Below are 6,202 nucleotides of genomic sequence, written 5' to 3'. Positions count from 1 at the left end.
GGGGTAAGGGGGGATTTTCGGGGGAATTAAAGCGCAGATAGCTGAAGGATGGTAAGAAGGAATCGGCTTTACCTTCTACTAGGTTACTAATTATTTTGGCGGTGATGGGGGCGAGTAAAATGCCGTTGCGATGATGCCCCGTGGCAAGGATAAGGTTTTGGGCATCTCCATAACCGAGGATGGGCATTTCATCAGGGGTGCCGGGGCGATAGCCGTACCAGATTTCCTCTAGTTTCCATTGGGCAAGGGGGGGATAAAGTCTGATGGCGTTATTAAGTAGGGTATTGACTCCTTGGGCTGTGGTGCCTTTTACCCAGCCGATGTCTTCTACGGTGGCACCCACAATTAAGCGTCCATCTTTTTTGGGTACTAGGTAGGTATTTTCGCCAAAAATTACCCTTTCTAGGGGTTTATCGGAGGGCATTTTTAAACTGAGCATTTGCCCTTTTATGGGGCGCACGGGGAGGGGTTGCAGTTTTCCCGACCATGATCCTCCTGCTAAGATGTAATTGTGGGCTGTAAATGTACCTGAGGAGGTGATAACATCTTTTATTTTACCTTGACTACGGGTAAAGGCGATCGCACTTACTCCCTCCAGAATTTCTACACCGAGGGATTGAGCGATATTTAATAATACCTTACCAAGACGACGGGGATCTACTTGTCCTTCTTCGGGATACCACCAACCACCTACCACATCTTCACCAAAATCAGGTTGATAGTGGGCTAAATTTTTTTTGTCTAACCACAATCCCCCATCATCAGAAGTATTGTCAGGGGTTTCATACACAGGGGCGATGATACCACAGGGATTATAATCCACATCTTCCCCCCCAAGGTGGGATAGTTTCTCAATCCACTGAGGATAAAGGGCGAGGGATTGTAGGGCAAGATTTAACATTTCCCCCGTCAAGTTTTCTGCCCGAGGGGCTAACATTCCTGCGGCGGCATGGGTAGCCGCTTGTTTAAAATTACGACTGAGGATGGTAACTTGTTTATTTCTTAATTTTAGCTCAAGGGCGATCGCCAAGCCAATGATACCACCGCCGATAATAATATTTTCCCTTATATTCATCGCTCAAATACTTTATACCTATTTAATAGGATACCTTAAGACAATTCACAATTCACAATGAAAGTAAAGGTCATGAAAATAAATAATTAAAGTTAATTTTTATCAATGCTATTGCCCTACTCCTTTACTAAATCAATTAAAATAGGAAAACCATTGCCCATTCCCTATTCCCCATTCCCCCCTTAATGACAGATAAAACTCCCCTCGATAAACAAGTATGGATACTGGCAGGGGGCAGGATGTTATTACAATTTGGTACAGGATTCACCCTGTTTTATGCCCCTATTTTCTTCGTCAATCAATTAGGCTTTTCCCCCACATCGGTGGGTATTGCCCTTGGTAGTGCTTCTATATCGGGCATTGTAGGACGTTTTTTGGGAGGCAGTTGGAGCGATTCCCCTGCCTGGGGTAGAAAAAAAACTTTGCTTTTATCGGCTTTTATCTCTGCCTTTGCCGATGTCTTTCTTGCTTCTACCTATGATTATCCTACCCTCTTAATTGGTAATTTATTGATGGGGTTAGGTATCGGTTTTTATTGGCCTCCTGCCGAAGCTATGATAGCGGATTTAACTACCCCTGAGCAAAGAAATTTTGCTTTTGCCCTCAATCGCCTAGGAGATAGTGTGGGCTTGGGTTGTGGGGTGGCTATCGGGGGGGCTTTAATTGCGCTAACGGGTAGTTATCGATTGTTATTTATCATTGACGGTATTTCTTTTGTGGTGTTTTATGGGGTTATTTTTTGGGCTATTAAAGAATCAGGGGAAAAAGAAAGAATCACTCAATCTTTTTGGCAAGGATGGCGAAAAACCTTAAAGGATTATAATCTTTGGATTTTTTGTGTGGTAAATATCATTTTTACTACTTATATTATGCAGTTACAGTCCACTTTACCCCTTTATTTAACTAATTTTGCCGTTAATCCTGATGATTTTTCCATTACTCGTATTAGTGGGTTATTTAGTCTCCATATTGCTTTTGCTGCTTTATTTCAATTACCCGTGGTTAAAATTCTCAATCGTCTAAGCCACATTCAAGGATTAATTTTATCGTTTCTTTTTTGGGCAGTGGGTTTTGTTTTTATCTGGTTGGCAGGAAATTTGACAGAGTATGCCTTTATAACTGCTATGGTAGCGGTGTTGATAAGTGCGATCGCCCTTGCCACCTACAATCCTCCTGCCTCTGGATTTATTGTCAAACTTGCCCCCCCATCCCTAAGGGGAATCTATTTCGCTATCAACTCTCAGTGTTGGGCAATTGGTAATTTAATTGGGCCACCCTTAGGAGGTTTTGTACTCGATAAAGGGGAAAATTATGCCCACAATTTTTGGTTAATTTCTTCTGCAAGTGTTTCAATCGGTATTATTATTCTATTATTTTTACAAAATAATATGAAGAAAAGAAAAAGACACTATTTTTAATATTTTTACATATCGTAAAAAACAGATAAAAATAATCATTAATAAACAATAACAATTATGATTACATATTGATTTTAGAAAATAACTAGCCTCTTTTTTCTAATTTTAATTAATCATACCAAGTTTTCTCAGCAGAATAAGCCAACAAAATTATTGTTTATTAAGGATAGTAGAAGTATTCATTTTGTTCTCTTAATTCCAAAGCAACTTCATGTCTAACAGGATTATATTTTAACTTAATTTCCGATACCAGTTGTTCATTTACTTCCGTTTCCCAATAATTATCAACCAAAACTATTTTATAGGCTTCTTTTTCATAGGCTTCTAAGAAACTTTTTAACATTAAATAAAGACTATCATAAACACACATTTGATCATGAAATATATGCCATATTTTTCCTGTTTTTTGCTCATCCCTGAAGCATTCTATGGCATAGTATTCTCCCTCAAAGCCAAAAATAGGTAATAGATTTTCTGGATAAATACAAAACCTTTCTTTTTGATTAAACCCCATCCATTCATGATAAATTTCTAAAGATTCTTCTAAACTTAAAAAGTAATGATAATAAAATAATTCTAGGTCACTATTAATATTGGTGCCATTGTGCCATTGATATAAATCTTTTAATTCTTCGGGAATTTTCCGCTCAAAATTTTTTAACTTCTCATCAATTTCTAAAATACTTAAACCTTTGTTAAGAACATTCCTGAGGCGATCGCCCTTATTCGTATAATCAAAAATAGCCTGGGCCACTTGTATAATTTTCCCCATAATAAAAAATCCGACTCATCTGATTTTATTCTTCCTAAGATAGTAGATATTTAAAAACTTTTTGCAATCTGTAACAGAAAAATAAGATAAAGCCAAGACAAAAAATATATGTTGTAAAATTTGAACAAACACAACCATAACAATTCAAGATTACCCATGACCACCACATTAAATCAAACAGGAATATCAACCGACGATTATTGTATCTTTGGTTTAGCAACCTGTTTTGTCAGAGAAGAAGGAGATATTCAAGAAGTAGAAATAATCGAACCCATACCCTCAGCCTATTGGGAAACCCTATTAAAAGGAGTCGAAACCTCCTATAAATTTGTCTGTGCCAAAACCGTCGGAGAAATTTTAATTAATGATAATTTACAAAAACCCAACGACTTCCCCAGCAATAGCCAATTTTGCCACAACTTCACCGAAATGATGTTGGCCGCAACTCGCACTTATCAAAAAAAACCCTCTGCCAAGGAATTTTTAGCCCTAGGAAACAAAAAAGATGACCTAAACTACTCCCTAACCAGAAAAAGAATTTTAAACAACATTAAAACCGTATCCGATGATGATAATGTAAAACAACATCCTAACACCCACAAAATTTTGTAGTCTGGCGTTGGTGAATTAAGGTATGATTTTTAGTTTAGTTTGGCAATAAGCAATGGGCAATAGTAATAATAGTTTTAATACTATACATTTACTGTAATTCAATAATGTTTCATACTCAAAATCAGCAATGCCTTTAGTTTTATTAATCTTTGTCAGAATTAAACCTTAGATTTTAAAGAGAGAGGGAATTAATCCGACAACCTATCTTCCTCCCTCTTTTACTTTTGCTATAAAAATTAAAGATAAACACACTATATTTTTTTCGGTGAATTATTAAATTTTTATTAAATTCATGGCCATTCCATCAAAAAATCTCAGCAACAATAACTTGATACCCGATACCTTTACAAAGGTAATTCATTGCAAGGGGATTTTTAAATCGGATTTGGTGTAACTCCCTAATCAAGCCCAAGAAACAAAAACAGAAAAAATAAAGTCATCACAGTATCAAGAATATCTTTTTAATAACCCATAAAAGACTAAAACAAAACTAGATAATAAACCCATCGTCCATAATCGGTAAATACTTACGTGCAAAAAATATTAAGGGTATCAGTGATAATTTTGTGTAAAATTAGTTTGAAAAAGTTAGGGTTGTTAAAACACAAAGGGAAACTAACCTAGTCCTGAATAGACAAAAGTTGAGATCACTAATTTAGATGCCATTAAACACTTATTATTATCTCAGTTGGTTTATTGATAAATCATAGAAAACTACCATAACTTTTTCTCAAAAACAGCAACTTTTACTTATGATCTATGATCATATAGCGGTTTTAGGAAAAAAGATTAGTACCTAAATACTATTTGACTAAAAATATTAGTAATCTACCCTAAGCCATTCAGGTTATCAGTAAAATATTATCAATAAAAATCTAACAACATCTTTCCCCATAAGATGACCTAAATAATATCAATAACTATATTAAATTAAAATCCATTATCACTGAAAACCGTGAGAATCCATAACCATAACACCCTATTAAAATGATTTGAGGAGTAATACTACAGTGAAATTTTATTCATTTATTCTCAGTTGCTTAACCTTTATATTTTTAACAACTCCTGCCTTTGCAGGAAGATTAATTTCTTGGCGTTTTGAAGCAAATCAAAATCGCTTAGTTTTCACCACCGATAGAAGTGTTCAACCCACCGCCCAACTAATCTCTAACCCTACCCGTTTAGTAATCGATTTACCCGGAACAAATTTAGGTAGGGGGACGATTAACGAAAACTTAGGTAGTTTAATCACTAACTTAAGAATTGGTCAATTTGACAGTAATACCACTAGGGTAGTGGTAGAAATCGCCCAAGGTTACACTATCGATCCTCAAAAAGTTAGGGTTCAAGGAATTTCGCCCACCCAGTGGAGTGTTGATATTCCCCAACCAGAAAGAATTACCACCCCCGCGCCAATTCCCCCTCGTAACAACAATAATTCTTCCAATGCCACTCCCCCTAGAAATACCCCTAATACAACCTCTAGTAATACTAATGAGCGAGCGCCCTTTCAAATAGCCTCCAGTGGTATTTTAATGAACATTGATGGTAATTCTAATAATTCTATTCGTTATAGTCGTAGTAGCGATCGCACCGAAATCGAATTTGAACTACAAGGCATCAGCCTAGACAACCAATTAATCGACTCATGGGATGTAAATCAATACGGCGTAAGCTCCATTGATATTCGCCAAAAACGTACATCACCCCCCGTCGCCTCGGTGAAAATGAATGTTAACCCCGACAGCCCCGATTGGCAAGCGAACTTTAGCCGTATGGGAGGACTACTATTGTGGCCCCAAGGGGGCATTGGGCGAGTAGAATCCCTTTCTAGCAACGCAGGAACAAAATCCGTGGGAACTATCACCGTTGCCCAAGCCACCCCCACCCCTCGTCCATCCAACAACAGTAGCCAAGGGAAAACTATTATTGAATCCATTAACCTAGAAAATAATGATTTACTCATCAGAGCTAATCAAAGTTTAAGGGCTAGTGGTACTTGGTCACAACAAGACGGCACCTATCAAATTCGTCTCAACAATGCCGATTTATCCCCCAATTTCCAAAATCCCCAACTTTTGAGCAATAGCCCCCTTTCTCGGCTACGTATTTGGCAACCAGACGATAACACCGTAATTTTATTAGTTCAACCCTCCCCCGGAGTCAGAATTGGACGCTTAAACCAACCAAACGATCGCTCCGTAAGCCTTTCTCTTTTGGGAGGGCGCACCATCTCCACCAATAACACCGTCAGGAATAATCCCCCCGTTGTTAACGATCCCACCAACAACACCGCCGCCATACCCGTTACCCCTCCCCCCAGAA

Annotated in this window: 5 protein-coding genes; 3 read left to right on the top strand and 2 right to left on the bottom strand. The window is 37.7% G+C overall.

The annotated features are described in order from the left end of the window. Window positions 1-1,075 (bottom strand): glycine oxidase ThiO (gene thiO, locus IQ215_RS14085; protein WP_193802035.1); only part of this gene is annotated, 1,075 nt, incomplete at its 3' end. A gap of 185 nt (window positions 1,076-1,260) precedes the next feature. Here thiO and IQ215_RS14080 point away from each other — a divergent pair. Next, a complete protein-coding gene (locus tag IQ215_RS14080; protein WP_193802034.1) occupies window positions 1,261-2,493 on the top strand; it encodes an MDR family MFS transporter in 1,233 nt (410 codons plus the stop codon). A 160-nt stretch (window positions 2,494-2,653) separates the two neighbouring features. Here IQ215_RS14080 and IQ215_RS14075 read toward each other — a convergent pair whose 3' ends face one another. Beyond that, entirely contained in the window at window positions 2,654-3,265 is a 612-nt protein-coding gene (locus tag IQ215_RS14075; RefSeq protein ID WP_206688603.1) for an SMI1/KNR4 family protein, read from the bottom strand. Window positions 3,266-3,421: 156 nt separating this feature from the next. Between IQ215_RS14075 and IQ215_RS14070 the strand changes: the two genes are divergently transcribed. Further along, on the top strand, window positions 3,422-3,877 hold the full coding sequence (locus IQ215_RS14070; RefSeq protein WP_193802033.1) for a hypothetical protein: 456 nt from the start codon (window positions 3,422-3,424) through the stop codon (window positions 3,875-3,877). A gap of 1,010 nt (window positions 3,878-4,887) precedes the next feature. Continuing rightward, the coding region (locus IQ215_RS14065) for an AMIN domain-containing protein (RefSeq protein WP_193802032.1) at window positions 4,888-6,202 on the top strand (1,315 nt) is incomplete at its 3' end.

The organism is Cyanobacterium stanieri LEGE 03274 (assembly GCF_015207825.1).
GTDB classification, from domain to species: domain Bacteria; phylum Cyanobacteriota; class Cyanobacteriia; order Cyanobacteriales; family Cyanobacteriaceae; genus Cyanobacterium; species Cyanobacterium stanieri_B.
Note: the sequence above shows the minus strand (reverse complement) of the source record. Positions and strands in the feature narration are given on the sequence as shown.

Bases quoted from the DNA above. Each gene is read 5' to 3' on its own strand.
- IQ215_RS14075 (WP_206688603.1), bottom strand. From the start codon at position 3,265: ATGGGGAAAATTATACAAGTGGCCCAGGCTATTTTTGATTATACGAAT.
- IQ215_RS14080 (WP_193802034.1), top strand. From the start codon at position 1,261: ATGACAGATAAAACTCCCCTCGATAAACAAGTATGGATACTGGCAGGG.
- IQ215_RS14070 (WP_193802033.1), top strand. From the start codon at position 3,422: ATGACCACCACATTAAATCAAACAGGAATATCAACCGACGATTATTGT.